Below are 26190 nucleotides of genomic sequence, written 5' to 3'. Positions count from 1 at the left end.
CTCCTTGTTGAATAAGAACACATGCCGGATGTCCTCCGCCGGTTCAGTCGAATACAAGGTCCAGCAGTTGTATGCCTTTTTGAAGAAAAGAATGATTGTACTTGTTGTCGGCCAGAGCTCTCGAAGCGGCGAGCCGCCGGTGATCGACGTTTTCCCGGTAATACAGAAATTTATCCGCAAATTCATCCTGCGTCTGAAAGGTGACCCAGTCCCCCGCTTCCAAAAAAGGCGTCAATTCGGAGTGCTGCTGGATGAGCTGAAACGCGCCGCAGGCCGCCACTTCCAGCGTCTGCATGAGGGAACCGCTGCAGTTGATCACGATGCGGGCTCCGTTGTAATAAGGCGCCAAATCTTCATCCGGCGGAATAATAATCAGAGAGGGGAACGTTTCCCAGCCTCTTCCGCATACCCTAATCTTCTCATCGGCCGGCAAGTCCGAAAAGGCGAACGAATACAGAATGCTTTTGGGCTCGGCGTGACCGATCAGCAGCAGATCGGATTTATAGCGGTCCTCGACCGGTCTCGGAAAATACATGCCGGTATCGGAGGCGTAGGGCAGACAGCCGCAGTTTCGGCATTGTAACGCCCGGTAAACGGGGATGTGGGCCATTTTCTGAGTAAGGATATAATCGAACAAAGAAACCGTCCGCGAATCCAAATCGAACGGCTTCTCTTTGTCGGACAGCCAGAGCACCTTACGAACCGGTGTGTTTTTCAAGGCGTCCGTACTTTCATCGGAGAACGGCTCTTCCCCGCCTATAATCAGAATCAGGTCAAGGTCCGGCCGGTTTAGCTGCTCCGCCATAGGCTGGGTGTATTTGATTGTCGTCACATTTCTCGCCAAATGCCTCAACTGCTCTTCAAGCAGTATCTCGTTCGGTGCGCCCGGCATAGGGTGGTCGGGTGCAACAAGAAGCAGGTTCATCCGCTTGTAAGGCCGTTTTTTAGTGATCTCCCGGCTCTGGACATCCCGCGGCAGCGGCAACTCGTTCCGAGTACCGGGCCGGTTAACGGACATCGTGTGTTTGAGCGGCTGAGGCTTCTTGTTTAACGGTTTTTTTACATCATTTAAAATCCATTTATTTTGCGCCTGTTTGGAAGGGGATTTCTTCTTGATCGTTTTTTTCATGCTGCTCCTCATTTCCGCATAGTCCTCGGATAGCGACAACGTCCGTTTCAAGGGGGCTTTTAAGCTAGCATATGCACAGGTAAAATCATTTGATTTAGTGTGTTTATCCCAAATTGATAGGCAGTTGAACAAAAAAAAGCTCATTTCGGTGATTTAGGCGCTTTTTCGGCCGAAAATGTGTCAACAGATCATATCTTCTTGATAGTTGTCCTCATAGAATGAGATATACCAATTGAAAGAGAGTGTGATAGATTTGCCGACATTCGATAACGTACAGGTAACAGGCAGTCAGACAATCGGACAGGATCTTCAGGTGAACGGCAATGAGACAGTCGGTTCGCATCTGAACGTGAATGGAAATCAGACAATCGCCGGCAGTCTGCAGGTGAACGGCAGCGAAACGGTCTTAAACCACCTGGCTGCGGGCGGAACGATTACGGCCGGCGGAAGCATTCGTGCGGTCGCACAAGTGGGAGCGCTCAACCAGCCTACACTGCCGGTCAGTATTCCTTCCGTTCAACAGGTACGGTACTATAACCCCGGCGTTCTGAATCAGCCCGGGCTGCTGTTAACGGGTACGGACGGCCTGGCCTACGTCCTGTTCGTCGATGTGAGCAGCGGCACGCCCAGCCTAGCCATCCAGAAAGCTTAAAAACCGGTGGTCCGTTCCCCCCTGCCCCTCACGGCTGTTAGGATCTGAGCTGCCCCGGTTTCCTCAAAAAAAAGAAAGGCTGCCGTTTCCGGCAGCCTTTACCTATGAATCCCATCGGCGATTAGTTAGGGAGTGTCGCCTGATATTCTGTCCAAAGCGTATTAACGTTCGTGCCCGTTAGCTCCTGGATTTTGCCTTCCGTCCAGTCCTGTCCGTCGAACGGGGTCAGGCTTGCATTCAGCTGGCGGATAAATCCGGGCTTTTTCGTGTCCTCGATCCAGCGGAAGAAATTGCCCGTCGTGCCGTAACCGTCCTGCCACGTTCCGCCCTTGGTCATGCTGTAACGATCATGATAGCCGACTGCGAAGCGAATCGTATCCGCCAAACCCTCGACCATGTAGCTGACACCGCCGACGCTTTTGTCGGCATACCGGTTATCATCGTACTGGTAGCAGTGAGTCAGCTCGTGATACAGGACGCCGAGAATTTCGTCACGCACCGATTTGTTCGGATCGTTCGCGATATCGCGCAGAAACCGGGAACTGAAACCGACCGTTTTCTGGATGTGGTCGCCGGACGCCCAAGCCACTCCGGGAACGTCTTCGATCGTGACCTTGATTTTCTGCACGCCGCCCTGCAGCTCGCCGGGATTATTGTACAGCAGCTCGTTTACTTTGCGCACGATAACCCGGATATCATCCGTCGCGTTAGGCAATGCCTGGTCGAACAGTTGACCATTGCCTGCGGCGTCAAGATTTTGGACCTCGATGACCGGGTTCACGGCATGCCACATGTCGTCCTTGCGCGAGAATTCGACTTCGGACAGCTGCAGGATGCCCCCGCTGTGGTTTTGGAGATTATTCAGACGGTAATACTGGTAAGCGGTGTTGTTGCCGTTCAGAACGTAATGATTCCGCTGATGCCGGAGTCTGAACGATTCATTGCTCTTGGTATCCAGGCTTGTCCAGTTGGCGTTATCGTTAGAGCCCTGAAGCACCCAGCTTTTGGGATCGCGTTCGGCAAAGTCATTGGCGGCCGTCAGCGCGTAGCCGTCGATCGTAACCGGCTTGCCGAAGTCGAATTTCAGCCAGCCCGTGGCATTGAATGTCAGCCATTTGGTCACGCTGGTTCCGTCTACCAGATTATCTTTGCCTTCGTTAGGCGTATTTTCAGCGCTGGCCGTAACGGTCGGCTTGATCGTGGTCCAGGTATCGACGGAGCCGTCGAATAATTTGATCTCCGAGATCTGGAGGATTCCGCCTGACTGGTTTGTAATGCTGTCGAATTTAAAATATTTAAAAGAGGACGTGTTCGCAAACGAATAGGATTTTGTCTGATTGCGGTATGTAAAAGCTTCATTTTGCCGGGTATCGAGTACGGTCCACGTCGATCCGTCATTGGAGCCTTTGAGAACCCAGCTTTTCGGGTCTCTTTCGGGAAAATCTTCAGCGGCCGTAATCGAGTAAGAGGTGACCGTCTTCGCGGTGTCGAGTTTGACTTGAATCCATCCTGTGGAACTGAACGTAAGCCATTTTGAATAAAGAGACTGGTCGAATGCGCTTTCCTTGGTCTGGGTCGGCGCATATTCGCCGCTTGCCGTTACGGAGCCTCCCGCCGCCACATTTTTGGGGGTAGTCGTAGACGTTGTTTGAGCCGCCTCTGCCGTAGATATACCGAAACCGCCGATCAAGCTCAGTCCCAGAAAAGCCGCTGCCGTCAGGTAAGTCAATTTTTTCATGGTTTTCTCCCATCCTTCTCTCTCGTTTTGGTCAAACCGAAATCCGGGGTTATCCGCGTCCGCCGGTAACTTTTTTATCACCTCTCTATTAAATCGGGTGGATTCTTCTTCATTTTAGCAGAAATGTGTAATTTTTATCTATTGAGGTTTTTTATGCCTTTTCTAGCTGAACCTGAATTTATGCCAATTGAAAAGCCGTTTCCCGCAATAGGAAACGGCCTGCAGGAAGAATCGCCGTCAAATCCGCCGGAAACCGGCTCTCTCCCTATCCGTTCACGCCGACCTCCGCCGAACCGCGTTTGCTGAAATGCCCTGCTTCGGCCCGTTCGAGGCCCAAGTGATCCCGCAGCGTGGTTCCGTTGTATTCCGTACGGAAAAGGCCTCTGCGCTGAAGAATCGGAACCACCTCGTCGGTAAATGTCTCCAGGTCTCCCGGCAGGACCGGCCCCATGACATTGAACCCGTCGCATGCTTTCTCCCGGAACCACTGTTCCATGAGATCCGCAAGCTGCTCCGGTGTACCGACGAATTGCAAGTGTCCCCGGGCGCCCAGAATCCTCTGCCCCAGCTCCCGGATGGAAAGCCCCTCGGAACGGGCGGTATCCATAATAAGCTGGACGCGGCTTTTCATCCCGTTGGACTTCTCCACCGGATCGGGAATATCGGGCAGCGGGCCGTCCGGCGGGTAAGCCGACAGATCGTGGCTGACCATGCCGGACAGGGCCATGACGGCCAGCTCGGTCGGGATAAGATCCGTCAGCTCCCGCTCTTTGCGCCGGGCTTCTTCCACTGTCGCTCCGAGAATCGGCGATATTCCCGGCATAATTTTGAGGCTGCCCGGCTTTCTGCCTGCTCCGGACAACCTGCCGTTGACGGTGGCATAGAACGCTTTGGCCGCCTCCAGCGACTGCTGCGCGGTGAAAATCACCTCGCCGTAACGGGAAGCGAACTCCTGTCCCTGCGGGGACGAGCCCGCCTGGATCAGGACCGGATTCCCCTGGGGAGGGCGGGGAACATTCAGCGGTCCTTTGCTGGAGAACCATTTCCCCCGGTAGTCGACCGCCTTCACCTTGCCGGGATCGGCATAGATACCCGCTTCCCGGTCGAGCACCAGCGCGTCGTCGTCCCAGCTGTCCCAAAGCCGGGTGACCGCTTCGACGAATTCTTCGGCCATCTCGTAGCGAAGCGCATGATCGGGGTGCTTCGGCAGGCCGTAGTTGTGGGCTTCGATATCGAGCTGGGAGGTCACAATGTTCCAGCCCGCCCGCCCCTTGCTGATATAATCGAGCGACGCGAACTTCCGGGCTACATTGTAAGGATGATTGTAGGTCGTGGATACGGTCGCCGTAAGGCCGATCCGTTTCGTAACGGCGGCCAGAGCCGACAGCAGCGTTATGGGGTCCAGCATGCCCGAGGCCGCCCTATCCACATGCTGCACATACAACAAATCCGCGAAAAAAATCATGTCGAACTTGCCGCGTTCGGCCGTTTCGGCAATGGAGCGGTACAGGTCGAAATCGTACATCCCCTCCACCCCGGATTCCGGATGGCGCCAGCCCGCATGATGATGGCCGGCATAATAAATGAAAGCTCCCAGATGGAGCTGGTCCGTGCGTTTAGACATTCGCATTCAACCTCCTCTAATTCAAATGTCTCGGTCAACCCTTGAACGTATCCCGCCAGCCCAGCCAGCGTTTCTCCAGAGCGTGGACCGCGAGGTCCGATAAAGAACCGACGCACGCGAACAGGATAATCCCGACGAATACGATATCCGTATTCGAATACGTCCGGGCATCCTCGATCATGTATCCGATGCCCGCGCTCGTCCCCATCAGTTCGGCGAAAACGAGTACGAGCCACGAAACGCCCATGGCCAGACGCAGACCCAGCAAAATTTGGGGCAGCGCGGAAGGGATAATGAGTTTCCTCAGCTGCTGGCGGCGCGAATACCGCAAAATGCGGGTCACCTCGTAGAGCTTGGAATCCACACCCCGGATTCCCGTGAACGTATTGAGGTAGACCGGGAAAAAAGCGGCCAGCGAAATCATCAGAATTTTGCTGAATTCCCCGATTCCGAACCACAGGATAAACAGTGGAATCAGCGCAAGCAGCGGCACCGTCCTCAGCATCTGGAGCGAAGGGTCCAGCGTCCGTTCGATCATTTTGCCGATTCCGGTGAACAGCCCGGTCAGAAGCCCGGTAAGCGCCCCAAGCAGAAAACCGCTTGCGGCCCGGACGAAGCTGACGCCGATATGCCGCAGCAGTTCGCCGCTCAGGCCTAGCTCGGCGAAGCGCCGGGCAATGGCCGAAGGCGTCGGCAGCTGCTCCTTGCCGACCAGTCCGCTCATACCGGCCGCCTGCCATACCGCCAGCAGGACGAACGGGACAAGCAGGCCGTGCGACCAGGACGGGAACACTCCGAGCCAGCCCAAGTCGTTGGCCGTCCTGCCGTAGGCGTTCGGAGCCGTTTTGCCCGAAAACGTTTTGGCAAAGCCTTTTGCGGATACGGATTTCGCCATGCTTATCCCCCCTCTCCCCGGAAACTGTCTCTCCAGCGGAGCAGCCTGCGCTCGGCCAGAAGTACAAGCGAGTCGGACAGCTTGCCCATCACCGCAAACACGATAATCCCGACGAACATAACCGTCGTGAGCGACATGGACCGGGCATCGTTGATCATAAAACCGATGCCGGTGCTGGAGCCCATCATCTCGGCGACGACCAGCCCAAGCCATGCGACGCCGAGCGACAGCCGGGTGCCGAGCAGGATGTTAGGCAGGGAAGCGGGCAGAATCAGCTTGGCGATCATCTGAAAACGACTGAACTCAAGCACCCGGGCGACATCGAACATTTTATTGTCCACAGAACGTATGCCCAGGATGGTTTGAATGTAAAGCGGAAAAAAAGAACCTTTGGCTATGAGCAGGAGCTTGGATTCCTCCCCGAAGCCGAACCAGAGAATAAACAACGGCGCGATCGCCAGATGCGGCAGCGTGCGCAGCATTTGCAGCGTGGGATTCAGCAGTCTTTCCGCCTTGTGCGAAAATCCGACCCACAGCCCGGCCGCAAGTCCGAGGCCCCCTCCCAGCAGAAAACCGTACAGCACTCTCCATGCCGAGACTCCGAGGTTGCGGAACAGTTCCCCGCTTAGCAGCATCGCCCCGAATTCACCGAGTATATCGGACGGGGCCGGCAGCAGGATGGGATTCAGCCACCCGGCGGAGCCGGCGATCTGCCATCCTGCAAGCAGACCGAGGGGAAGCAGAAGTCCGGTGAGCCGGTTAACCGCAAGAAGAGATTTCTTGCGTGATTTTCCGGCCGCCGGCGAACTTCCGAACCGCTTGCCGGCCATAAGTTTGTTTCGGGTACTCGCCGAAAGCATGTGCAGCGCCTCTCTTTCGGATCTTATTTGGCCGCAGAGGCCGCTTTAAGAGCCTCTTCGATAAAGGTGTTGTTTACGGCGTCCGCCACTTTGATCTTCTTGCGGATCGTTCCGGCCGACTCTTGAAAATCGGCCGTTTTCTGAAGCTCCGCAGCCGTAGCCTCACTGACCGGAATATTGATCGATTTCGAACGTGTCAGCATGCCGCCGACGACCGCTTCCGGGATTTTGTAATCCGCCGCATACCGTTTCAGAACTTCCGCGGAGTTCTGTTCCTCCCACAGCCTCGCCTTCTCAAGGACGGACAAATAGACGGTGGCAAGCTCCGGATATTTATCCGCGATCTCTTTGCGCACGATGACAAAAGACGGGGCCAGAACGCCCAAAGTCTCGCCTTCGGCCAGCACTTTTCCTTTTCCCGTCAAGGTGTTGACGGTTATGTACGGGTCCCAGGCGGCCCAGGCATCGACCTTGCCTGAATCGAAGGCGGGCTGAGCTTCGTTCGGCTGCAGTTGGATGACCTGAACGTCCGCAGGGTTAACTCCGGCATCGTGCAATCCCCGGGTCAGCAGATTATAAGCGTTGCTGCCCTTCGTAACGGCAACCTTCTTGCCTTTCAAATCCCGGATGTCCTTAAGCGGGCTGTTCGCCGGTACGATAATGGCCGTATTCCGCTTGCCGTCGAGTATCTGGGAAATAATCTGGAACTTGATGCCGGCCGATTGGGCGGCGATGACCGGCATATTGCCGAGGGAAGCGAAATCCAGTTTGTCCGAGGCCATCGCTTCCGTCATGGGCGGACCGCTTTGAAATTCCGCCCATTCGACTTTTACGCCAAGCGGTTCGTAGGCTTTCTCAAACCATTTCTCTTCCCTCGCTTTGGCGTACATGCCCCCGCTTCCCTGGACGCCCAGCTTAAGGGTAAGCCCCTTATAATCCGGCTTGCCTCCGTTTGCGGACGGGGACGCTTCGTCTTTCTTGGCGCAGCCGGCCGCGATCAGAACCGTTGCAAGCAGAAGCAGCGCCGTTGTCCATGTTTTCATATCCGTATCTCTCCTCCGTATGTCGTTCAAATTTACGCTCGATGCCAAAAACAACAAAACCGATCTTTTTAATTGGTTTTAAGAAATAAAAAATGGCCGCAGGACTATAAGCAGGTTCGTTCCCCGCTTGTTTGCCTACCGCCAATCTCCAGCTGTCTGGTCGAATGCGTTAAAAAGGTCTGGGTCTGAATTCGGTTGTTCGTTTCACAACCTGAATATTCATTCGGTTTGTTACCAGCATTCTATCAGGCTGAAAAGAAAATTGTCAATACTTTTTTCCTATCGGATAAATCGGAATTGAATCAAGCTTCAAAAAACCGGATCAGCGCGTCCACTTCAATGGATACGGGGATTTCGAAACCCGGCGCCCTCTGCAGGGTCAGGCCTTGAATCAGACTCACATAATAAAAAGCCAGCTGCAGCGGATCTCCGGCCCTAATATCCCCCCGGCCTTGTCCATCCTCCATAATGCGCGCGATCGGCTGAAGATTGGCCGTAAACCGGTCCGTAACGGCCTGCCGGATCTCCACGGGCACGGTTTCGGTCGTCCGTGCGCTCTGCAGCATGATCGTGTAGGCCCAATTGATCGGATTGGCAAGCCAGCCCGCGGCGAATTCGTGCAGCTTGACCAGCGGCGGCATCGTTTGCTCATCGGCGAGCTCCGCCGCTCTCTTTCCGTAATCGAGCTGTCCGCGTTTTAACACGTCGGCGAAAATCTCGTCTTTGGAGCTGAAATAATGGTACATCGTGCCGATGCTGATGCCGGCCGCCTTTGCGATATCGCTGATGCTCGCGGCTCCGAACCCTTTTGACGAAATAACCGTTATGGCGGAATCCAGAATGAGCTGAATCCGTTCTTCTCTGACGCGTAAATCCCGTTCCGCATTTCTCGGCGACACCCGGTTCCCTCCTTGCGAACTGCTCTGTATTTACTGGCTTCCCTGCGTCTATGATAATCAACCTGACCTCAAAAGCCAAGACTAACGGATCGCACAGGATCATCGGACGTTAAAAAAAGCATCCTCTCTCCCGGTCCGGAAGAGGGGGATGCTTTGCAATTGCGCCGCTTACAGTTTGCCGCCTTCTGTAATGACGTCGTTCGGATCGGTAGCGGAGCCGAGCTCCTCTTTGACGTACTTGTCGTAAAGCTGCAGCAGGAACTTCTCCTGCCCGAGCGTCTCCAGCTCCTTGTTCACCCAATCCCGGAGCTCGGTATTCCCTTTCTTGACCGCCGGAGCGATCGGCGCTTCTTTCTCCAGCTTCTCCGGGATAAGCGTGAAGCCGGGGTTCTGGCGGGACCAGGCGAAGAGAACGAAGTTATCCTGGGCATAGCCGTCTCCGCGCCCGTCTTTCAGCGCTTGCAGGGATTCGGTATTTTTCTCGTACTTGACCAGCTCTACGTCCGGGCGGTTTTTGGTCAGAAACAGATCGGCTGTCGTGCCCTTCGTGACGATGATTTTTTTGCCCTTCAGATCGGCCAGCGTCTTAAGCCCGCTTTTCTCGGACACGAGCACCTGTGTCGCCACTTTCATCGTGGGATTCGTAAAATCCACCGCTTCCTTGCGCTCCTCGGTCACCGTCATATTCGCCACGATGAGGTCCACCTTGTCGCTTTGCAGAAACGGGATGCGGCTGGCGGGCTCGACCGTCACGAACTCGATCTTCGATTCGTCCCCCAGCAGATCCTTGGCGAAACGCTTGGCCAGATCGCTGTCGAAGCCGATCTTGTTCCCTTTGTCGTCGGTAAAGCCGAACGGGGGCTTGTCCGTAAATACGCCTACGATCAGCTTCCCCCGGTCTTTGATTTTCCGGATGCTTCCTCCGCCGCTTTCACCGGCCGATGCGGGTTTGGCTCCGCTTCCCGAAGCGTCTTTCGAATCTTTGGCGGCTCCGCAAGCGGCCAATACGCCCGCAAGCAGGACGACTGTTACCCATACAGCTATTCTTTTTCTCATGCTTCTTCTCTCCCTTTTCCGGTCTCCATTTCGAAAAACTGGTTTAAAAAATGCTTGGCGCGGCCGCTTTGGGGACTGCTGAAAAATGTATCCGGCGGCGCGATTTCGCGAATTTCGCCTTCGTCCATAAATATGATCCGGTCGGCAACCGCACGGGCGAATCTCATTTCGTGAGTCACGATCAGCATGGTCATGCCCTCCCGGGCCAAGTCCAGCATCACCTCCAGCACTTCTTTCACCATCTCGGGATCGAGCGCCGCCGTTACTTCGTCGAACAGCATCACCTCGGGCCGCATGCAAAGCGCCCGGACGATGGCGATCCGCTGCTGCTGGCCACCCGATAGCTGACGGGGATATGCGTTCTTTTTATCCAGCAGACCGACGCGCGCCAGCAGCTTCTCCGCATCCGCGGCCGCTTCGCGCCGGCTCCGTTTTTGTACTTTGAGCGGTCCCAGCAAAATGTTATCGAGCACCGTCATATGCGGGAACAAATGATAGCTCTGAAAAACCATGCCGATTTTCTGCCGGGTCACCCGCCACGGCACTTTCCCGGCGTTCAGGTCTTCCCCTTTGAACAAAAGGGTGCCGCCCTGTATCGGTTCGAGTCCGTTCAAACACCGGAGCAGCGTGCTTTTGCCGCATCCGCTCGGGCCCAGAATGACGACGACTTCCCCCAGTGCCACATCCAGATCGATCCGCTTGAGCACCCGGTGCCCGTCGAACGATTTCTCCACTTGTCTAAGCTGCAGAAGCGCTTCCCCCATAAGTACCTCATTTCCGGCCGTTCAGCAGGCTAGTCGGCCCATCTTCTTTCCAGTCTGCGCGAGAACACAGACAGCGGGTAGCATAAGGCAAAATACAATAGAGCCATGAGGCCGTAAATAACGACGGAGGCGTAAGAAAACGTGTAATGGCGCTCAATGATCTGCTGACCCGATTTGATCAGTTCCGTCACACCCACCAGCACCGTCAGAGAACTTGTCATGACGATCCGCGTAAAGACGTTGATGGCCGGCGGCACCATACGCCTCACCGCCTGCGGGATAAGCACGTATCCCAGCAGCTGCCACCCGCTCAGTCCCAAGGATTTTCCGGCCTCCGTCTGCCCTTTGGGAAGAGATTGCAGGGCTCCCCGGACGATTTCCCCGATTTCGGTCATCCCCCACAGCGACAGGACAAGCAGGGCCGAAGCGAATGCGGGAAGATGGATGTCGAAGAGGATCGGCAGACCGAAGAAAAAGAAAAACAGCCAAACCAGGATCGGAACGCTCCGGACCAGCTCCAGAATCGTTCCGGACAGCAGACGCGCGAGAAGCAGGCGCGAAGTTCTCAGCAGCCCGAAACCGATTCCTCCGGCCACGCTGAACACAATGGTCAGAAGCGAGATTCGCAGCGTGGCCCACAGCCCTTCCGCAAGCTGAGGCAGGCTCCTGACGAGAAGCTCATAAGCCGAAAGCGCCATGCCGGAACCTCCTTTCCAGATAACCCAGCAGAAAGGACAGCGGCAGAAAAATAACGAGATAACAGAGCGTCATCATCAGAAGCATCTCGTACGTTTTGTAATACAGCGAAATATAATTCGTCGTCGTATAAAGCAGCTCCGGTACCGCAATCGCCGACACGACCGTCGTTTCTTTAAGCAGGAAAATAAAGTTCGCGAATAACGACGGGATGGAAATCCGCAGCGCCTGCGGCAGGATGACATACCGGAACAACTGCCATTTCGAAAGCCCGATGGCAAGCCCCGATTCCGACTGCGACTTCTCAACGGCCTCTATGCCCGAACGGAACACCTCCGTAAAATATCCGCCGCCCAGGAAGGTCATCGCAATAAAAACCGTCGTCATCGCGGACAGTTTAATCCCCAGCTGCGGCAGGGCGAAATACAGAAAAAACAACTGGATAAGCAGCGGTGTGTTTCTCGCCAGTTCAACATGCAGCCGGACGGCCCAGGTCAGGGGACGGATGCGAAAATACAGAATAAACGAATGAATGACAGCCACGAAAAGGGAAAAAAAGATGGCGATGCCCCCGATTCTGAGCGTCTCCCCTCCGGCTCGCACAAAATCGGGCAGATGCTTCCACATAAAGTCCGTGTCGAGATGCACAATTCTCCTCCTACTGTTAAACCTTCTATTCTTACCCGATAACAAGGTTTAAAGGCGGCCTTGTACCGGATCGGAATTTCCTCCCACCTCCTGTGCAAACAAAAAAACAGCCGCGCGGCTATCACCTGATGGGTCCGCCTGAGGCTGTCTGGATAGGAAAAAATCATGCTGTTCAACCCCGCACGGAGCAGGACGATGCCGTTATTTCCATATCTTATAACATATTTTTCCAAGCTGTCAACTTGGTTTTATTCCACTTCTCTTTAAACCAATTCGGAAATATAGAGCGGAACAGCGCCCTGTTCCCCCCGGAATCCAAGCGAACGGTAAAAGGATTCCGCTTCCGCGTAAGAAATCAGCACTTTCGTTTTGTATTCCCTGTACTTGCCGAGAATCTCGGTCATCAGTGCTTTGCCGATCCCGTGGTTCTGGTAATCCGGCCTCACCAGCATGTAATGAAAATACGCCGTCATTACCCCGTCGGAAAGAGCGTTAACCAGCCCGACCAGCTTATCGCCGTGCCATGCCGTCACGACCGAGTGGGAATTCAGAATCGCCTGATGCAGCTCTTCAGGGTGTTTTCCCGATTCCCAGTCTACGGACAGGAACAGCTCCCGGAGCTCGTCTATATTGACTTCGTTGGAATGACTGTAGCGGATGTCCAATTGGATGAATCCTCCTTGACGGTTTCAGCTCAGCACCTCGACGACAAAGCCGCCCGGGGCTTTTACATAAAATGTCCAGCCGTGCATTCTTTGAGGCGGTTCCACGTCGAACCCGTCCTCTTTCAGACGCCGGTTGATCTCGTTTACCTTCTCTTCGCTTTCCTGGATAAAACCGATGTGAAACGTTTTCGGATAGCTGACTTCCGCGCCTTTCATCAGGGTCAGGACCGCTCCGTTGTCATCGGACAATACCGCGAACGCGCTTCCGCGTGTACTCCGCGTTGTCAAACCGAAATACGTTTCCAGAAAAGCCTGAGTCGCCGGGACGTCCGTAACCGTTAAATTAAGATGGTTCAGCTTCATCTTCGCACCGCCTTTGAACAGATTTGGAATGCGTGATCCGTCTTCTATAGTTTACACCCTTTTGTGTTCCCCCGCACCCAATTCATGGATACGGTTCAGCACGGACTCCCACTCCCGTTTCATCATTTCCCGCATATACACGTCGTCCAGCATTTCCTGATGAATGGAAATCGTGGTCCCTCCCGACTTTGCGGCCGCCAAAGTAATTTGAAGACGCGAGGGATTCGGCCATTCCTTACGCTTCCAGGTCATCCGGAGCTTTCGAAACGGATCGACCACGGTAAGTTTTCCCGTAATACCTTCGGCGGAAGCGAATTCCGCCCCTTTCTCCAAAGGAAACTCGGACACGCTGCCTATCCACAACGGCAACCCTTCCCTCGAAGTCAGATAGCTCCAGGCTTGCGGGGCGGATATCGCAACCGTTTTTCTTACCCCGATCTGAACGCCGGCGTCCTTAGTCACACCTACGGGAGTCCTTCCCAAAAAGGGAGCGTACATGGCAGCCAGCCATTCTCCCCACTCGCCTGAAACGCCGTAACAGCCGCAAATGTGATCCCTGATCTCCTCGTGCGACCAAAGCTCGTTCACGGAACGCCGGAGCTTGATGACCCATTCTTCCCAGGCAATTCCCGTTTCCTTCCGAACGTTTTCTTTAAAAAGTGCTCCGGGCATACTCTTCCTCCTGACAGTTATTTATCGCTAATCGGCAAAAGAGCCGCCGCAAGTTTTCCCGGCGGATAATCCGGACGGTCCCGGAAAAGCTTCTCCAGCATATCCATCACGGCAAGCACCCGGTCTTCCCGCCAGGGCGCAGCCGCGACCTGGACACCGACAGGCAGCCCGGCGCTGTTCAGGTCCGCTTGCGCAGCGGCCTGGACCAGTCTGTCCCGGCTTCGGACGGCCCGCATTGCATCCGCTTCCTCGACCCGCACCTGACTGAGGCTGATGACCCCGGCAGGCATGCCGAGATAATTATACAATAGCGCATAAGAGCCCTCGTACGTCATTGCGAGAGAATGATCGTGCGGGATTGCGGGCGTAAGGAAGGGCGGCGACAGCAGGACATCGACCTGCTGCCGCTCCATCTCCGCCGCGAACTTTTCACGGTAAGCTTGGCGGAGCTCCGCGGCTTTCACGAGATCCTCTCGGGTTTTGCGCCCGAGGTAAGGAAGAATGTGCGTGCCGGCGATTTTCTGTCCCGCCCCCCGCAGAAGCAGCGCCAGGATGCGATTCGCCGTCCGCGAACGCCCGAAGGAACGGCGTGTGCCCTCCACCTGCGGGACAAGCGCATCCGCGCCGGCCGTCTCCGCGATGCCTTCCGCCCCGGCGGCCGACATCAGCGCGTAGAACTGATGCAGCGCCAAATCCGGCTCCGGCAGGCGGAACGGCTTCACGGTCACGCCTCGGGCACGCAGCGCTTCCGCGGCGTCCAGGACCGCCCGCTCCACGGCGGGAGACGGCGGCAGAATGCCGTCCGACGTGTAGAAGCCGATCCGCAGTCCCGCCGGATCGGTTTCCCCGGGACGCTGCAGGGGATGCGCCTGCAGCGTCTCCGGCGCAGCGAGCACCTCCATGGCGAGCGCGAGGTCTTCGACCTTCCGCGCCAGCGGGCCGGTGCTCGCCATCTCCGCCGCCTCGCGGCAGATGTGCGCGATGCCCGCCGGCGGGCGCGAGGCCACCCGGCCCGGCGTCGGCTTCAGCCCGTGGACGCCGCAGAAGTGCGCCGGCGTGCGGATGGAGCCGCCGACGTCCGTGCCGAGACCGAGCGGCGATCCGCCCGCCGCGATAAGGGCGGCTTCACCGCCGCTGCTTCCGCCGCACGAACGCCCGGCGGGGTTCCACGGGCTGCTTGTGCGCCCGTATACCGGGCTCACGGTTTCGCAGCCCATGAGCAGCTGCATCGCATTCGTCTTCGCCAGGACGACCGCTCCGGCCCGGCGGAGAGCGGCGACGGCCGGATCGTCCTCAGAAGCAGGCGCCGTGCGTCCCGTCAGCCCCCACGTTGACGCGGTTCCCGCCGAGTCAAGGGATTCCTTGACGCTGACCGGCACTCCGTGCAGAGGACCGAGCGGTTCTCCCGAAGCGGTCCGCCTGTCCGCTTCCGCCGCTGCCCGGCGCGCCTCCTCGAACAGCGGGACGGCAACCGCTCCGATCAGCGGCTGGATCTGTCCGATCCGGGCGATATGCGCCTCCACAAGCTCGCTCGACGTCCATCTGCCCGCTTTAATTCCGCGGGCCATTTCCGCGGCTCCGAGCTCCGGCAGCTTTGCGCAAGAAGCGTGCGATTCAGCTTCCCCGCTGCCTATGGCGGAAGAGGCGAGTGCATCCGGGCTTTTTGCAGGAATATTCATAGGATTCACGCCTTCTCCTTTCTGCCGGGCTTCTCTTGGGCACCGGAACCTCCATCGGACTGTTTCGTCAGTTCCTCGTCTATCCAGCGGAGGGAAAACTCAAGCTGGGCAATACCCATCTCCAGCGTTTTAAGACGAAACGCATCGCTGTCCGGATCATTCAAAGCTCCCTGCCGCATATGAAGAAGGCCTTCTCTCGTATGTGCAAGCCTCGCCCGTTCCTCCAGCAGCCAGCCTTGTATCTGATCCGCGGCGGCATACCTGCCGAAAAAATAACGGACGAGCAGATCCGATTTCTGCACACCGGGCGACAACGGAGACTTCAAATAGTCCGCAAACGACTGCCGCCCTTTCTCCGTAATGCGGACTATATTTTTGGAAGGCTTCCCCTCCTGGACGACGACTTCCTTCTCAATGAGCGCCTCCCTTTCCATCCGCCTGAGCGCCGGGTAAATTCCGCTGAAAGTCGCTCCGAAGAAATGGGCGACCGATTCGTCGAACCGTTTTTTCAGCTCATAGCCGGTCATCGCTTCCCCGTAAATAAAACCCAAAATCACTTGTTCGATATTCATAGGAATAAACCGCCTCATTTATATTATCATTGATAATATGATTATAGGTTATATAGTACCCTATATTTTTCCATCTGTAAATGGGGGCGTACTCCCTGTCTCCGAATTTCCGCATACAAAAAAAGCCTCCCGCTCTGGAAAGATGCGGAAAGCTTTTAGACGAACGGCGGCCTCCCGGGCCGAACGAAATGCCTAGGTTTTCTTTTTTTCGTTAAGATAGGGCTGACCCGGGGTGGCCGGTTTTCCCGGTTCGCTGTGCGCAGGAACCGCCGGTCCGATGCGGACCGACTCCGTAATCGGCGCGAAGGCTTTGCCGGCAAGAGCGGCATTGACATTATAGGCGTTCTGCAGCACTTCCGGCGGAGTCAGCCTCAGGATATCGGAGCCGTGCACCGTCTCGGGCTGCTCGTGATTGAAGAACGCATGAAGATGCACCTTCTCGGAAACCGGCGTAATCCAGTGCCACCAGCCTGCGGGAACAAAAACGACCTGCCCTTCCTTCGCGCGGTAGTTCACCAGTTGGGGGCTGTCGGGGCACATCACCGAAATCTCCGCCTCTCCCGCTACAATGACATGAAGCTCCCACGCGTTCGGATGCCAGTGGGGTTCCCGGATATGTCCCCTGCCGAGCCGCAGATCCGTAAAAGCTCCACCCGTCATAGGCGGAAGCTGCGTTGAGGTGACTTCATACGCCACGTTGTCTTCGTTGCGCTTAAACAGCACGTTATCGCGTACGTTAAAGGCGAGATTGGGCATGCCGGAATTTTTGTGACGATTCGTCGGGCCGGCCCTATAACCGTATCCGCTCACTAGCCAAGCTCCTCTCCGCATTCCGCATTCCGTATCCTGCATTCCTTCATACATATGCCGTCAGCCGGAACATTATCCGAAAGCGGAAGAAGGACAAGTTCAACGCAGCCAAGCAGCGTAAAGAATGAGTTTCCCGCGGTGAGGGAGAAGTTTTCATAGAGTTCAGACCTATTCCAGCTCCATCGTCTGGCCGGACGAAAACCGCTTCTCTATCTTTTTGCTGACGATCAGCGATACGGCGACGAAAAGGACGACATAGAGCAGCTGGTACGGATTCTCGATATATTTGGCCACATCGTAACCGATATACGAAACGGTGAACACCATGATGCCTTTGCCGATCAGAACGGCCATCAGAAAAGAACGGAGGCGCATGCCGGCCAGTCCCGCCGCTATGTTAATGACCACGAACGGACCCACGGGAAACAGGCTCAACAGAAAAACGTAGCTGTAAGCGTTCCGCCGGATCCACTTCGTCGTTCTTGCGATTTTCGGCTTGCGGGCCAGCCTTTCGAGATAAGAATGACCGGCGATCTTGCGGACGATCAGGAAGGTGACGAGACAGCCGCTCACGATCCCGATCCAGGAGTAAAGAAAACCGGCCCACAGTCCGTAAACCGCCGCATTTACCCCTACGATGAGCAAAGTCGGCAGAGGCGGGACAAACGATTTCATAAAAGTAAGCAAAATACCCGGAAGCGGACCGAGCGACCGGTATTGTTCCAGCAGATGTTTTAAATTGTCTTCATTTGTTACATAGGACACGATGTCTGAAATATCCATGAATTCCGCTTTTTCCTTTCGGGGGGTCATTTGGAAGGTCATTTCCGCTAGCCTAAGCTTACCTTAAAAACCTCGTCTTTCCCACCCTTACTTCCGGGAAAACCAGGAAGCATTTGCATGCCTGCCCGCAGCTGCCTCTCTTTTTTCCGGAGACCGCTTATCTGCTCTGCCATTCGCCGCTTCTCCTATCTCTCATTCTTCATATGCTAGGGATAACTTACCGGATAAGGAGGCCGCATCCTGCGGTTCATACGAAAACCAAATCCTATACCTATAAAGTGGGCAAAAACAAGTTTCTGGTCATCCAGATCTTCCAGTCCGCCATCGCCAAAACACACGCCGGAAACGCGCTGGCCAGCAACGCCGTCCATGTGAAAGTGTTTAAAAAAGGCAAGAAACGTTAACCAATCGGCCAAGGCGCATACGGGACAAGGCGGCAACGCATTCGCCATCAACGCTTCCGATGTGGGCGTAGTAAGAACCGACGTAGCGGCCAAATAAGGAAGCAGGACCCAGAGAGGGCGGCGCTCCGTGCGCCCGCCCTGTCTTTCATGCCCTTCCCGCTTGCCCGAAAGCGGCAGTCAAAAAGCCTCCCCAAGCGGATTTGCCCGCTTACGGAGGCTTGCTGTACTTTTATCTCGGGAGATCCCGTTCAGTTCGAGCGATCACCGTTAAACGCCAGCCCAGACATCTTTGGCGTAGCGTCCGTCCGTCTGCAAGCCGTCCAGCCACTTCCGGGCTTCTTCCGGGCTTGCCTGATGAAGCTTCGCGTAAGCCTCCATTAGCTGCTCTTCCACGTCCGGCGCCATCCGGCTTCCGTCTCCGCATACATACAGCCGCCCGCCTTGTTCGAGCAGAGCGATCAGCTCTGCCGCATTCTCTTTCATCAGGTGCTGCACGTACGTCTTCGGCGTTCCTTCCTCCCGCGAATACGCCGTGTGCAGCTTGACGATGCCTTCCCGCTCGTACCGCTCCAGCTCCTCGCGGTAAATGTAGTCGCTCTCGCACCGGCAGCCGAAGTACAGGTGCGCTTCCCCCAGCTCCGTTCCTTCCCGCCGCAGCGCGCTGCGGGCCTGCAGGAACCCGCGGAACGGCGCCACGCCCGTGCCGGGGCCGACCATGATGATCGGCGTCTTCGGATCCTCCGGCAGCCCGAAGCCCGATTCCGGCGTCCGGACGAACATGACGACCGCATCGCCCTCCCGGCGCTCCGCCAGGTAGTTCGACGCCACGCCCCGGTACTCGCCGCGTCCGCTCCACGCCGGTCCCTTCACGACCCCGACCGTGATGCTCGCCTCTTCCGGCTGCACCTGCGGGGCGCTGGAGATCGAGTAGTACCGCGGCTTCAGCGGCGGCAGCAGCTCCAGGAAGCGCTCGAACCCCAGCTCGCACGCTTCGTACCGCTCCAGCAGGTCGAGCATGGACACGCGCTTCTTCCACACCTGCTCGCGGTACGCGTCCTCTTCCAGCAGGGCTTCCAGCTCGCGCTTGTGCGGCGGGCACGCCGTGCAGCCCGCCAGCTCCCGCAGCTGGGCCCGGGTTGCCGCTTCCTGCAGGTCCACGCTGTGGCCCAGCAGATCTTCCAGGCTCACCGGTCGGTCCAGCGGCAGATGGGCGGCGCTTCGTCCGCTTCCGCTCAGAATGAGGTGGTCGCTGCCCTGCAGCCCGAACCGGCGGAGCACACGCGCCACGCTTTCGCGCGAGTTGCGCGGCAGGACGCCCAGGTGATCGCCGACCCGGTAGGTCACGCCTTCGGGCAGCTTCACCTCGATCCGGCGGGTGCTGCGCCCGCTTCCCTCCCGCTGAAGCTCCGTGTTCCCGGCGATGACCGCATGCACGGCATCGTAGGATTCCGCCAGCGGCGTACCGGCGAAGCCGCTCACAAATTGCAGGCTGAGCGAGCTTTTCTCCTTCTCCGAGATCTCGGCGAGCTCCAGGCCCAGCGCCTTCATGACGTCCGGCCACAGCGCTTCGCGCCAGTCTTCCAGCTGCTTCTCGAAATCGCCGCTGGCATCGCCTTCTCCCCGGCCGGCAAGGCGCTGCCCTCCTTTGGAGGCAAGCAGCTCGTCGGCCCGGCGCGGAACGTCCTGATACGTGCTCGCCCAGTTATGATCGCCGCAGCCGAACACGGCGAACCGGACGCCGGCGATTTCGCTTGGTTCCGCGCTTTCGAGCCAGTCCATGAAGTCTTTGGCGTTGCTCGGCGGCTTGCCGTTGTAGGAGGCGGTTACGAGGAACAGAGCCCCTTCCTTTGGCAGCTTCCCGGCATAGTCGTTCATGGAAGCGACTTCGGGGCGGAAGCCCTGGTATTTCGCCGCATCGGCCAGTTCGCGCGCAATGCCTTCGGCGGTACCGAGGTTCGAGCCGTACAGCACAAGCAGCGGCGTATTGTGGGCGTTCACGCTGAGCGGAACGGCTTGTTCTTTGACCCGCTTGTCATCCGCCGCGGAAACCGCAGTCCCCGGAATGGTGACGGCAACGCCTTGCTGGCGCGGCTCCACTTTCATCGTGAAGCCTTCGGGCTTCATCGTCAGCGTTTCTTTTACCTTCAGGACATAATCCCTATGCGGCATAATGTTAAAATGCTTCAAAACCATCCCGAGCACAAGCGTAGCTTCCTGCATGGCAAACTGCTGGCCGATGCAGGCCCGCTGTCCGTTGCCGAACGGCTTGTACGCATCGTAAGGAATTTTCCCCGGGTCTTCGAACCGCTCGGGAATAAACGATTCCACGTCATCTCCCCACACGGTCTTGTCCCGGTGAAGCTTCGGAATGAGCACTGTCAGGCTATCCCCTTTTTGCAGCGGATATTTGTCGGCCAGCACGGTGTCTTCTTTCGCGTAAAGCACGAAAGCGGGAGCCGTCGGCCAAAGCCGCAGCGCTTCGTTCAAGATCATCCGGATGTAGGTAAGCTCGCGGACTTGTGCGTAAGTCGGCACGGGATCGGTCAGAACCCGGTCCACTTCTTCGTACGCTTTCCGGAGCTTGTCGGGATTTTTAAGAAGAAAATAAAGGGCGAACGAGAGAAGTCCGCTTGTGGTCTCGTGGCCCGCGATCAGGAACGTAATGATCTGATAGCGAATATTCTCGTCACCCAGGGATTCGCCCGTTTCCGGGTCTTTGCCGTTCAGCATGTGGGACAGCAGGTCATCGATCCCTTCCGTTCCCTGGGCCCTTCGTTCGGCAATCAGTTTGTCCACCAAGGCGAACATCGCCTGGATGTCATGGTTGAATTGTCTCTTCGTAATGACCATCAGCTTGTCCTGAAGTCCGAGACGCTGGGTCTGATTCATCGCTTCGTGAAGCGCTCTTACCATGCTTGTAATAAAAGGATGCGGCTGCTCCCGGTAAAAGCTGTTAAACCGGTAATTGAACCCGCACAATCCGATCGTATCCAGCGTCAGGCGCGTCATATCCTCCGGTACATCAATGATTTCGTCCGCGTTTAGCCGGGACCACTTCTGGATGAGCTGGACCGCAATGTCCACCATCATGTTGTGGTACGCCTTCATGGCACGCTGGCTGAACGTCGGCAGCAGAATATGATGAGCCTTCTGCCAGTTCGGTTCATCCGTGTGCGCGGTAAACAACCCGTCTCCCCCAAACGCGCGCACATTCGAAAGAGCGGCTCCGATTTTCTTATCAAAACGGGATTCGTCGCAAGCGTCTGCGACCAGCTCGTGGCTGGAGATCAGCAGCTGCGTTCTGCCGGGCATCTCCAGCTTGAAAATGGGACCCAGCTCATCCGCCAGTTTCATCATCGATTGCAGCGGGCTTTCTTTATCAATTAACGGAAGATTGCCGAGCGGCCCGTAGGTTTTGGGCTGCGGAATTAACGGTTCTGATTTAGCCAAGACACTCTCGCCCTCCTTGTTCATGCCATACTGGTACTTACACATCCTCCCTACTATTTGAAAAGAAAGGAACGGCTATCCATTTTTCTCGCTCTCCAGCGGCTGCCTGCGAAAAAATTACCACTTGTATGGATGCCTTATGTAATCATTTCCAGTGTAACGCAAAAAACCGCCCCCGCAAAATAGACAATTCCAGCGAATTGTCCAAAAACAAAACACTTTACCCGGATTGTCTATTTATGAATCCGATTTTTCCGTTAACGAATCGCACGTATCCGTTCCTACATTTTTAAAAAGATCTCAATTCCTTTATACTGGAAAGTGGAGTGTGAAGAACCATATCGAGGTGACATCATGACCGATTCGCAAACGACCAAAAAAGCGCTGGCCGCATCGCTTAAAAAGCAGATGGAAACGAAACCTTTGGCTAAAATCAGTGTTCAGGATATTTCCTCCGGCAGCGGACTGAACAGACAGACCTTTTATTATCATTTTAAAGACAAATACGACCTGGTTCACTGGATTTACTATTCGGAAGCGGTGGAAAGCATCGCCGATTACCGCGATTACGAACACTGGAGCGACATGGCCGTACAAATCCTGCATTATTTGATGAAAAACCGATTGTTCTATATCAACGCGCTCCATACTCCGGGACAAAACGCGTTTGACGGCTATTTGTTCGAGGCTACCAAGGACATGATCAAACGAGTAGTGGACGATGCTTCCTCCGGCCTTGACGTATCGGATGCGGACAAATGTTTTATTGCGGAATTTTATACCTTCGCGTTCGTAGGCATCGTCGTCAAATGGGTCAAAACGGGCATGAAGGAACTGCCCGAAACGATGATGAAACGGATCAGCGACCTCGTAGACGGTACGCTGCTCCGCGCGCTCAGCCGACATGCCGGACCGCAGCCGGTTGAAGCCGCGCCTTAACGCCAAAAAGCCTCCCCTTCTAACAAAAGGGGAGGCTTTTTTTATAGTACAGGACTGCGTGCGATGCCGTTTGATTAGTCGGTGCTGTCCGCTGCCGCTGCTGCGCCTTGGCTCTCCCGGGGAGGTTCCGTCCGGCGCAGCATTAGCGGAACTAGCAGCAGCGCACCGAGCAAGAAGAGAATTCCGCTTCCGGCATAAACCGTTTGAAGGGACAAAATATCCTTCATAAATCCAGCGGCAGACATGCCGATGACCATAAACCCCATAAACATCGGCGTTAATACGCCTCCCACGCGGCCGATAAAAGCCGCTTCCGTGTTTTTCATCATCATGGTGTTAATTCCGATCATGATGCACGGATAAAACAGCCCATTCACCACCTGGAAAAAGATCGTCAGCGGAACGCTTGTGGACAAGCCGATTCCTATCGTTCCAACGGTGCTGGCGATAAGCCCCGCCGCAAGCAGTGATTGCGGCTGCATTTTTTTCGAGAGTGCCATGACGAAACCCCCGCCTGCCAGCATTGCCATTCCGTTCGCCGCCAGAAGCCATTGCAGAAACAGTTTATCCTGCCCGAGATTTTCGATAGCGATAAACAGCATCAAAGGCTGAATAACCCCTACCGCCAAGCCCGAAACGACGAACGTTCCTCCAAGCGTCTTCAATGCACGGCTGTTCCACACGTAACGGAGTCCGTCCTTCATTTCCTGCATGAAATTGCGTTCCGCCTTAGCCGGATTCTCCTGATCGGCCGGTAGTGAAGTAAGAACGGCGGCGGAAGCGATGAAACAAACCCCCATGACCGCAATCGAAATTTCCAGACCGTAGTGCTGGTACACGAATGTCCCGAGAATCGGGCCGAATACCATAAAGATGGCCATTAACGTCTGGAACATCGCCATGACCCCTTGAAGCTGCTCTTCCGGGACATGCTGTTTGAACAGTTTCAATGCGGACGGCTGGGAGAATTGCGACAAAATCGCCGACACCAGCGTCGCGAAAAACAGCGCCTGCCACGAACCGAACATGACGACAAGCAGGACGGCGAATACGGACAACGCCGAGAGAAGATCGCAAACGATCATCGTCCGCTTCGGTTTCCACCGGTCCGCGAACGTTCCGCCGATAATCGCGAAAAGAAAAATCGGAGTAAATTCGGCGACTGAGATTAACGATACAAACTTGGGATTGTTATTCGTTATATCCGTCACGTACAGCAGAATGGCAAAGTTTCTTACCCAGATGCCAAGCTGGAGCAGAACGTTGGATAAAATAATCGTTCTGACAAAAGTATTTTTAAACACGACTGAGAGCCCCTTCCTGTGATTTCCCACTGAGATTTTGTTCAGACTCAGAATAAGACCTGGTCAACAAACGATATCTCGTTCGGTTTATTTAATACATAAACATAATATAATAACGTTTGGTTTTAGGTCAACAATTATTTAAATTGTCTACATAAAAACTAAAACCCGTTCGTTTCGGTTGTTGACCTCCTACCCCTCCCTTCGCTTTTCCGAAGGAAGTTTCATCCCCCAAATCCCTTTGACCGATGCCAGTTCCTCTTCTTTGTAGCTTTTTTCCTGGAGCAGGTAACTCCTGACTCTTTCCGCATAGGCCATTTTATTTCCCTGAACATAAACAAACGGAGCCAGTAAAACGATCAGAACGATTGACAGTGCAAAAATTTTTCCCCGGCTTAGGTTCCGCACGTTTCCGGCTCACTTCCAATTCGTCCCGACAAATCCGCGTACGCCTCTCTAAGCCATGGATGAACGACTCTCAGCGTGTCTTTCCGGTTCCATAAGTAGCGGATATAGGCAAACGCGGCATGGTCTATCGAAAGCGCAAGTCCCCTATTCAGCTCTTCGAGATATGGAGGATTGCCTTTCTGATCCCAGGCGATTTTGTCGGCTGTGAAAAGAAGCTTATCCATCTGCGATGCCTGTTTTTTGAGCGTGGTGTGGCATTCAACGGCACTCAAGATCTGAGGGTCCGCCACTCCGAATAGATCCCGTGCTATCGCTTTCGACATCTTCTGGTGAATGATCATCGGAAAGCTTTCTTCCTCCGGAAGCACTTCGATCCCAAGCTGAACCGACACGGAAATACGCGTATCGTTGGAAAAAACGGCGCTGATATCATGCAAATAACCGGACGATGCCGCTGTTTCCGGGTCCGCCCCGAAGCGGACGGCCAGTTCGCGGGCTTTCTCGCCCACCTTCATGCAGTGCTCCGCGGTTTCGCGGTGTCCGTTTTCGGTCAGAAAAGCATACACATCTTTTTTCAGGTCGCCTGACCGTTCCGGTTGGACCAGATGCTCGTAAACGTTCATTACCTCACTCCCCATTAGTTTTATAAGGGCCACTTTGTAAGTATAAAAGGATATCCCAGGTAATTCCAAATAAACCTTTCCTAAAAACAAAAAAGCCCGCCGCACGCTTCCGTAAGAAACGCATAACGAGCTGCACATAAAGAAAAGAACGGATGCACTCAAAGAAAAAGCCAGCCGGCAATCCCGGCTGACCTTTGATATCCTTATCGCGCTCGTTACCCTGCCTTTACAGGCCGATTTGCAGCATTTTACGGGTAATTAAGCCCAATTCCCTTTGCGGAAAATCGGTTCAATCGTCCCGTCGGCCCGTTCTCCGTCAATGTCCATTTCCGCCGAACCGATCATGAAGTCCACGTGGGTAATACTGTCGTTGAGGCCCGCCTTCGTCAGCTCCTCCACCGACATTTTCGTTCCGTCCGGGATGCTGAAGCCGAAGGCTTTCCCCAGAGCAAGGTGATTCGACGCGTTCTCATCGAACAGCGTGTTAAAGAATATGATGTTGCTCGCGGAAATAGGCGACTCATGAGGCACAAGCGCAACCTCGCCCAGATGGCGGGCTCCTTCGTCCAGTTCGAGAAGTCCTTTTAACGCTTCATAGCCTTTCTCTGCCTGAAAGTCCACGACACGGCCGTTTTCAAACGTAAGCGTGAAATTCTCGATCAGATTTCCCTGATAGCTCAGCGGCTTCGTGCTGCGAACCACTCCGTTCGTGCCGTCCTTAAGCGGAGATACGAATACTTCCTCCGTCGGCACGTTCGGATTGAAAGCATCCCCCTTCTCGTTCACAGTCGAGCCTCCGCACCAGATGTGCCGCTCCGGCAGCGTTACGCTCAGCTCCGTGCCCGGCGCCCGGTAATGAAGCTTCCGGTATTGTTTGGCGTTCAGCTCTTCCACTTTGGCCATGAGCGTGGCATTATGCCGCTCCCAGACCTGAACGGGATTGTCTTGATCCACTCGGGTAGCTTTGAAAATCTCCTCCCACAAAGCGGCCACGGCTTCATCTTCCGGCAGATCGGGGAACACTTTGCGGGCCCAGCCGGTGGAAGGCGCCGCAAGAATAGACCAAGTCATCTTGTAGGAGGTCATGTATTCTCTCCACTTGACGAGCGCTTTGCCCGCTGCCTTGGAATAAGCCGTGATGCGTTCGGGCTTCACTCCCTGAAGCAGTTCCGGGTTGCCTGATTCGATAAGCAGATAAGCGCCGCCGTTTTCGGCCAGCTCTTCTACCGCCTGCGCTCTCCACGCCGGATAGGTATCGAACGAATCGTCGGGAGCAAGCGTATATCTCAGCTTCGTAATAACATCGTCCATCCATTCCACGTGGACCGATTTCGCTCCCGCTTCGTATGCTTTTTGCGCAATAAAACGGGTTAGAGGGGCCTGCTGAATGGAAGCATTCACCCATAAGGACTGACCCGGCTGTATGTTCAAACCGACTTTCACCGCTAGCTCGGCGTATTTTTCCAGATTTCTTTCGAATTGATCGGCCATATTCATTCTCCTTTGTAGGTAAA

The 26190-nt window shown here is 55.4% G+C and carries 25 protein-coding genes; 2 read left to right on the top strand and 23 right to left on the bottom strand.

Annotated elements, in window-relative coordinates; genetic code table 11:
- Positions 1-43 precede the first annotated feature (43 nt).
- Positions 44-1129 (bottom strand): glycosyltransferase family protein, encoded by a 1086-nt coding sequence (locus ABH899_RS13930; RefSeq protein WP_369997071.1) that lies wholly within the window; start codon positions 1127-1129, stop codon positions 44-46.
- 232 nt (positions 1130-1361) lie between these two features.
- On the opposite strand from ABH899_RS13930, the gene ABH899_RS13925 reads away from it, so the two are divergent.
- Positions 1362-1781 carry a hypothetical protein gene (locus ABH899_RS13925; protein WP_016423408.1) on the top strand — a complete coding sequence of 140 codons (420 nt, stop codon included), beginning with the start codon at positions 1362-1364 and terminating at the stop codon, positions 1779-1781.
- A gap of 121 nt (positions 1782-1902) precedes the next feature.
- On the opposite strand, the gene ABH899_RS13920 is transcribed toward ABH899_RS13925, so the two are convergent.
- The 19 genes from ABH899_RS13920 to ABH899_RS13830 all read right to left on the bottom strand — a co-directional run bounded on the left by ABH899_RS13920 (position 1903) and on the right by ABH899_RS13830 (position 21426).
- Complete coding sequence (locus tag ABH899_RS13920; RefSeq protein ID WP_369997068.1) at positions 1903-3519, bottom strand: basic secretory protein-like protein; 1617 nt, start codon at positions 3517-3519, stop codon at positions 1903-1905.
- Positions 3520-3784: 265 nt separating this feature from the next.
- The gene (locus tag ABH899_RS13915; RefSeq protein WP_369997065.1) at positions 3785-5143 is read right to left on the bottom strand and encodes an LLM class flavin-dependent oxidoreductase; all 1359 of its coding nucleotides are present in this window, start codon (positions 5141-5143) and stop codon (positions 3785-3787) included.
- 34 nt (positions 5144-5177) lie between these two features.
- Positions 5178-6038, bottom strand: coding sequence for an ABC transporter permease (locus ABH899_RS13910; RefSeq protein ID WP_369997062.1), 861 nt, complete (start codon positions 6036-6038; stop codon positions 5178-5180).
- Between the two features lie 2 nt (positions 6039-6040).
- The gene (locus ABH899_RS13905; protein WP_369997059.1) at positions 6041-6898 is read right to left on the bottom strand and encodes an ABC transporter permease; all 858 of its coding nucleotides are present in this window, start codon (positions 6896-6898) and stop codon (positions 6041-6043) included.
- Between the two features lie 23 nt (positions 6899-6921).
- Complete coding sequence (locus ABH899_RS13900) at positions 6922-7941, bottom strand: aliphatic sulfonate ABC transporter substrate-binding protein (RefSeq protein WP_369997057.1); 1020 nt, start codon at positions 7939-7941, stop codon at positions 6922-6924.
- 302 nt (positions 7942-8243) lie between these two features.
- Complete coding sequence (locus ABH899_RS13895) at positions 8244-8840, bottom strand: TetR/AcrR family transcriptional regulator (protein WP_369997054.1); 597 nt, start codon at positions 8838-8840, stop codon at positions 8244-8246.
- A 168-nt stretch (positions 8841-9008) separates the two neighbouring features.
- On the bottom strand, positions 9009-9896 hold the full coding sequence (locus tag ABH899_RS13890) for a transporter substrate-binding domain-containing protein (RefSeq protein WP_369997051.1): 888 nt from the start codon (positions 9894-9896) through the stop codon (positions 9009-9011).
- Positions 9893-10660, bottom strand: coding sequence for an amino acid ABC transporter ATP-binding protein (locus ABH899_RS13885; protein WP_369997050.1), 768 nt, complete (start codon positions 10658-10660; stop codon positions 9893-9895). Before ABH899_RS13885 ends, ABH899_RS13890 begins: the two co-directional genes overlap by 4 nt.
- A 29-nt stretch (positions 10661-10689) precedes the next feature.
- A complete protein-coding gene (locus ABH899_RS13880) occupies positions 10690-11358 on the bottom strand; it encodes an amino acid ABC transporter permease (RefSeq protein ID WP_369997047.1) in 669 nt (222 codons plus the stop codon).
- A complete protein-coding gene (locus ABH899_RS13875) occupies positions 11339-12004 on the bottom strand; it encodes an amino acid ABC transporter permease (protein WP_009673932.1) in 666 nt (221 codons plus the stop codon). The genes ABH899_RS13880 and ABH899_RS13875 overlap by 20 nt, the downstream gene beginning before the upstream one ends.
- Positions 12005-12267: 263 nt before the next feature.
- Entirely contained in the window at positions 12268-12669 is a 402-nt protein-coding gene (locus ABH899_RS13870) for a GNAT family N-acetyltransferase (protein WP_369997044.1), read from the bottom strand.
- A gap of 24 nt (positions 12670-12693) precedes the next feature.
- Positions 12694-13032, bottom strand: a complete 339-nt coding sequence (locus ABH899_RS13865; protein ID WP_009673939.1) for a VOC family protein — start codon at positions 13030-13032, stop codon at positions 12694-12696.
- A 51-nt stretch (positions 13033-13083) separates the two neighbouring features.
- Positions 13084-13704, bottom strand: a complete 621-nt coding sequence (locus ABH899_RS13860; RefSeq protein ID WP_369997041.1) for an SRPBCC family protein — start codon at positions 13702-13704, stop codon at positions 13084-13086.
- Positions 13705-13721: 17 nt separating this feature from the next.
- Positions 13722-15383 (bottom strand): amidase, encoded by a 1662-nt coding sequence (locus ABH899_RS13855; RefSeq protein ID WP_369997038.1) that lies wholly within the window; start codon positions 15381-15383, stop codon positions 13722-13724.
- 5 nt (positions 15384-15388) lie between these two features.
- Complete coding sequence (locus ABH899_RS13850; protein ID WP_369997035.1) at positions 15389-15955, bottom strand: PadR family transcriptional regulator; 567 nt, start codon at positions 15953-15955, stop codon at positions 15389-15391.
- A 192-nt stretch (positions 15956-16147) separates the two neighbouring features.
- The gene (locus ABH899_RS13845; RefSeq protein WP_369997033.1) at positions 16148-16786 is read right to left on the bottom strand and encodes a cupin domain-containing protein; all 639 of its coding nucleotides are present in this window, start codon (positions 16784-16786) and stop codon (positions 16148-16150) included.
- A gap of 147 nt (positions 16787-16933) precedes the next feature.
- Complete coding sequence (locus ABH899_RS13840) at positions 16934-17548, bottom strand: TVP38/TMEM64 family protein (RefSeq protein ID WP_009673956.1); 615 nt, start codon at positions 17546-17548, stop codon at positions 16934-16936.
- 206 nt (positions 17549-17754) lie between these two features.
- Positions 17755-18000: a hypothetical protein gene (locus tag ABH899_RS13835; protein ID WP_369997030.1), complete on the bottom strand. Its 246-nt coding sequence runs from the start codon at positions 17998-18000 to the stop codon at positions 17755-17757.
- Between the two features lie 219 nt (positions 18001-18219).
- On the bottom strand, positions 18220-21426 hold the full coding sequence (locus ABH899_RS13830; protein WP_369997410.1) for a bifunctional cytochrome P450/NADPH--P450 reductase: 3207 nt from the start codon (positions 21424-21426) through the stop codon (positions 18220-18222).
- A 330-nt stretch (positions 21427-21756) separates the two neighbouring features.
- Between ABH899_RS13830 and dhaS the strand changes: the two genes are divergently transcribed.
- The gene (gene dhaS / locus ABH899_RS13825; RefSeq protein ID WP_369997027.1) at positions 21757-22341 is read left to right on the top strand and encodes a dihydroxyacetone kinase transcriptional activator DhaS; all 585 of its coding nucleotides are present in this window, start codon (positions 21757-21759) and stop codon (positions 22339-22341) included.
- A 74-nt stretch (positions 22342-22415) separates the two neighbouring features.
- On the opposite strand, the gene ABH899_RS13820 is transcribed toward dhaS, so the two are convergent.
- The 3 genes from ABH899_RS13820 to ABH899_RS13810 form a co-directional block, all read right to left on the bottom strand.
- The gene (locus ABH899_RS13820) at positions 22416-23645 is read right to left on the bottom strand and encodes an MFS transporter (RefSeq protein ID WP_009672320.1); all 1230 of its coding nucleotides are present in this window, start codon (positions 23643-23645) and stop codon (positions 22416-22418) included.
- Positions 23646-24040: 395 nt separating this feature from the next.
- The gene (gene yqeK / locus ABH899_RS13815) at positions 24041-24676 is read right to left on the bottom strand and encodes a bis(5'-nucleosyl)-tetraphosphatase (symmetrical) YqeK (protein ID WP_369997023.1); all 636 of its coding nucleotides are present in this window, start codon (positions 24674-24676) and stop codon (positions 24041-24043) included.
- Between the two features lie 258 nt (positions 24677-24934).
- Positions 24935-26167 (bottom strand): aminopeptidase, encoded by a 1233-nt coding sequence (locus ABH899_RS13810; RefSeq protein WP_369997020.1) that lies wholly within the window; start codon positions 26165-26167, stop codon positions 24935-24937.
- Positions 26168-26190: the final 23 nt, after the last annotated feature.

Source organism: Paenibacillus sp. RC84, assembly GCF_041260495.1.
Taxonomy (GTDB): domain Bacteria; phylum Bacillota; class Bacilli; order Paenibacillales; family NBRC-103111; genus Paenibacillus_F.
This window is presented reverse-complemented; position numbering and strand designations above follow the sequence as displayed.